Below are 4,229 nucleotides of genomic sequence, written 5' to 3'. Positions count from 1 at the left end.
GCATCGTCGCCGGCCCGCATGTCAGGAACGCCTGCGCCCGGCACATGCGGGACCTGGAGGAGGGAGCGAAGCGGGGGCTCGCCTGGGACCTGAAGGCGGCGCGGTTCGCGCTCGGCTTCTTTCCCGACGTGCTCAGGCTCGCCGGCGGCCAGTTCGAGGGGCTGGCCTTCAAGCTCGAGCCGAGCCAAGCCTTCATCGTCGGCTCGCTGTTCGGCTGGAAGCGCAAGGCCTGTCCTCGGGCCGGCCAAGGGCCGGACCCGGGGAATGGCACGCGTCGCTTCCGGCGCGGCTTCATCGAGGAGGGCAAGGGCAACGGCAAGACGCCGCTGGCCGCCGGCATCGGATTGTTCGGCCTGATCGCCGATGGCGAGGCGCGAGCCGAGATCTACGCCGCGGCCTCGGACCGCGACCAAGCCATGGTCCTGTTCCGCGATGCCGTGGCGATGGTGGATCAGTCGCCGCGGCTGAGCGAGATCATCAAGCAGTCGGGGGAGAACCCGGTCTACAATTTGGCGGACTTCGAGACGGGCTCGTTCTTTCGTCCGATCAGCCGCGAGAAGCGCAGGCAGGGCTCGGGGCCGCGTCCGCACTTCGCGCTGTGCGACGAGGTGCACGAGCACCCGGACCGCTACATCGTCGACATGCTGGAGCGCGGCTTCAAGTGGCGCCGCCAGCCGCTGCTGCTGATGATCACCAACTCCGGCTCCGACCGGAACTCGATCTGCTGGGAGGAGCACGAGCACGCCGTCAAGGTCGCGGCGGGCGAGGTGGAGGACGACGAGACCTTCGCCTATGTCTGCGCACTCGACAAGGGCGACGATCCGCTGGAGGACCCGTCCTGCTGGCCGAAGGTCAACCCGCTGCTCGGCGTCACCGTCACCGAGGACTACCTGGCCGGCGTCGTGCGCCAGGCCAAGGCGATCCCCGGCAAGCTCAACCTGACGCCGGAGGCGCTGCGGCTGAAGCATGTGCCGGATGCCGACTGCGCCCGTTATGACAGCCTGAGGAGAGCCCTGTGATGGAGCGTTCCGAGATTCTGACCGCCATGGGCAGCCTCAAACTCTACGGCATGAAGGCGGCCTTCGACGAGATCATCACCATCGCCGTGAAGCGCCAGCATGAGCCCCAGCGCATCGTCGGTGACCTTCTGACGGCCGAGATCGCCGAGAAGAAGGCGCGCTCCATCAAATATCAGATGACGATCGCCAAGCTGCCGCTGGCCAAGGACATCGACGACTTCGTCTTCGAGGCCACGCCGATCAACGAGACCCTGCTGCGTGATCTCGCCGGCGGCAACTTCCTCGCCCATCAACGCAATATCGTGCTGGTTGGCGGCACTGGAACGGGAAAGAGCCATCTCGCCATCGCCATCGCGCGCGCCTGCATCCGTGACGGGGCGCGCGGGCGCTTCTTCAATGTCGTCGATCTGGTCAACAAGCTCGAAGCCGAAGCCCGGGCGGGCCGCCAGGGACGCATGGCCGACACCCTCTCACGCAAGAACTTCATCATCCTCGACGAACTCGGCTATCTGCCGTTCGCCCAGTCAGGGGGCCAGCTCCTGTTCCATCTGATCAGCCGGCTCTACGAGCAAACCTCGGTCATCGTCACCACCAATCTCGCCTTCGGCGAATGGCCCACCGTCTTCGGCGACGCCAAAATGACGGCCGCCCTCCTCGATCGCCTGACCCATCATTGCGACATCATCGAAACCGGCAATGAAAGCTGGCGGTTCAAGAACCGATCCTGAACCCTGCGCAAGGCGCCGCCCCGACCGCCGCTTCGCCACATGACCGCTCTCGCGGCGGTCCAGGCGGCGCACCGTGATGCATCCCAAGGGGGTCCCTTTTGCACGCCGATAAGGGGTCCCTTTCCAATGCCGATTGACACCAATGCGCAGCAGGTTCTGCTCGAGGTGCGGCTCTTGGAGGCGAGTCGCAGCGCCGGCCGCGAGCTCGGCGTGAGCTGGTGGGTTCGTGATCCCGGCAGCACGCGCGGTTTGGCGACCGGCGCCGTCGATCGGCCGACGGTGGGTCCTCCGCCACCGACGAACACGCTCTTATCGCCGCCGACGGCGCTCTTCACCTTGAGTCCCGCCCTTGCGAGCGGCGCCGTGCCTTTCGGAACCCTGGTGGCGCAGGTTCTGGATGCCGGGATCGACGCCGATATCGTTGTCCAGGCGCTCGAACAGAAAGGGCTGGCGCGCCGACTTGCCGAGCCCAACCTCGTCGCGTTGTCGGGCGAGAAGGCCAGCTTCCACGCCGGCGGCGAAGTGCCGATCCCCGTTCCCAGCGGAGACGGCGACATCACCATCATATTCAAGGAATACGGAGTTCGCCTCAATTTTACGCCCGTGGTGCTCGACGACGGACTCATCAATCTGAAGCTCGAGCCCGAGGTCAGCGAGCCCGATCCATCCGTCACCATCCGCACCAACGACATCGAGGTGCCCGGCTTCGTCACCCGTCGGGCGTCGACGACGATCGAGCTGCGCGACGGTCAGAGCTTTGCCATGGCAGGGCTGTTGCAGACGACCCACACCAAGAACCAGTCGCAGCTTCCCTGGCTCGGCCAGGTTCCGGTGCTCGGCGCCCTGTTCCGCTCGTCCGACTTTCAGAAGCAGGAGACCGACCTTGTCATCATCGTCACCCCGCACATCGTCAAGCCGTCCAAGCCGGGGGAGCCGCTACGCACGCCTTTGGACAAGACGCGGCCCGCCAACGATGTGGAGTTCTTTCTTCTCGGCATGCAGGAAGTGAGCGATGACATGTTGCGCAGGTTCGAGAAGGGACAGGGAATTTACGGGCCATACGGTCACATCATCGAGCTGCAGCCGGGAGCCAACGATGTCCATACCAAACAATAAGCCGCGTTGGGCTTCGCTTGCGGCGGTTGCCTTTGTCGCGCTCGTTCTTGGAGGCTGTGCCGACTATCTCAATCATCGCGATCGGGTGACGCTGGCGGCGGGCGACGCGGTTTATTGGAACCAGGCGGTGCATACCATCGACCCCTGGCCCCGCGATGTGGCCGACACCGACATACCCGGCCAGGGCAAGCGCGTCGACGCGGCGATCCAGAAATACGAGAAGCCGCCTCCGCCGGCAAAGGCGACCGATGTCACCGTCAATGTGGGTGCCAATGCCGGCGCGACGGTCACCGGCCCGTAGGACGGTGAAGGAAGATCGAACGAGCGGATCGTGCCGGCGGATCTCCAGGCGGATCGTCCTGTCCGCGGCTCTGGCGTCGATCTTCTCGCTCCCGGCTTTCGCGGAGCAGGGGCGCGGATTGTGGGGTTTCTCCGCGCGTTCGCCAGGGGCTGAGCCCCGCCGCCGGATCCCGACGAGCCTGGGTCCGTCGACCCGCACCGCTGTCGCCTATTCCAGCACGGAAACCCCCGGAACGATCCTCATCGATACGGCGCAAAAGATGCTCTATCTCGTGACGGCCTCGAACCGTGCGTTGGCCTATCGCGTCGGCGTCGGCCGTGACGGGTTCGGCTGGACCGGTCGCGTCGCCATCGGCGCCAAGGCGAAGTGGCCCGATTGGCGGCCGCCCGAAGAGATGAAACAACGCGAACCGAACCTGCCGGACCTGGTGCCGGCCGGACCGCTCAATCCGCTCGGCGCGCGGGCCCTCTATCTCTACAAAGGCGGGGCGGACACCTTGTATCGCATCCATGGGACAAACAGCGCCGACACGATCGGCGGCAATGTCTCGTCGGGCTGCTTCCGCCTGACCAATGCGGACGCCATCGATCTCTACGATCGGGTGCGCGTGGGCGCCCGCGTCATCGTCTATTGACGGTTCGCCCCGCGTCGAGGAAAGCAAGCCCCCGGCGCGACTCCATCGAGCAGCCCTTCGCGGCGGCCGGACCAGGGCCTGTTGACCCTTATGTTGCGGGTCTGGCGGGAGCCGATTTTTCCGCCTGCCAGGAGCAGGCGCTGCCGTGGTGCCATCCCACCACAAGGCGTCTTCGACGCCGCAGGCGGGATAATGGGCCCCGTCCCCGCGGGATTTTGCGCAATCGGCGCGAGGCGGCGTCGCTCGTCCTCGAATTTGCGCTGCATGTCCATCGTCCTCGCTCCTGCCCTCGCACCGATTTCGCGCAAACCAGACCTCGCAAGATAAGGGTCAACAGGCCCTAGCCGAAGCGCCCTGTGCCGGGCATTGTCACGGTAATCAAAGCAGCGCGAGCATCCGCACGGGTCCCTCATCTCAGGCGGCGCGTGCCA

The 4,229-nt window shown here is 65.7% G+C and carries 5 protein-coding genes; all 5 read left to right on the top strand.

Translation table 11 applies throughout. The features are described 5' to 3' along the window. On the top strand, positions 1-1,019 hold a 1,019-nt coding region (locus Q8P46_01080), incomplete at its 5' end, for a terminase large subunit (protein ID MDP2618766.1). Then, on the top strand, positions 1,019-1,747 hold the full coding sequence (istB, locus tag Q8P46_01075; GenBank protein ID MDP2618765.1) for an IS21-like element helper ATPase IstB: 729 nt from the start codon (positions 1,019-1,021) through the stop codon (positions 1,745-1,747). The genes Q8P46_01080 and istB, both read left to right, overlap by 1 nt. A 126-nt stretch (positions 1,748-1,873) precedes the next feature. Then, on the top strand, positions 1,874-2,863 hold the full coding sequence (locus Q8P46_01070; protein MDP2618764.1) for a type II and III secretion system protein family protein: 990 nt from the start codon (positions 1,874-1,876) through the stop codon (positions 2,861-2,863). Beyond that, positions 2,844-3,164, top strand: coding sequence for a hypothetical protein (locus tag Q8P46_01065; protein MDP2618763.1), 321 nt, complete (start codon positions 2,844-2,846; stop codon positions 3,162-3,164). Before Q8P46_01070 ends, Q8P46_01065 begins: the two co-directional genes overlap by 20 nt. Before the next feature lie 178 nt (positions 3,165-3,342). Further along, positions 3,343-3,798, top strand: coding sequence for a L,D-transpeptidase (locus Q8P46_01060; GenBank protein ID MDP2618762.1), 456 nt, complete (start codon positions 3,343-3,345; stop codon positions 3,796-3,798). Positions 3,799-4,229 lie beyond the last annotated feature (431 nt).

The sequence above is a fragment of the Hyphomicrobiales bacterium genome, assembly GCA_030688605.1.
Lineage (GTDB): Bacteria > Pseudomonadota > Alphaproteobacteria > Rhizobiales > NORP267 > JAUYJB01.
Note: the sequence above shows the minus strand (reverse complement) of the source record. Positions and strands in the feature narration are given on the sequence as shown.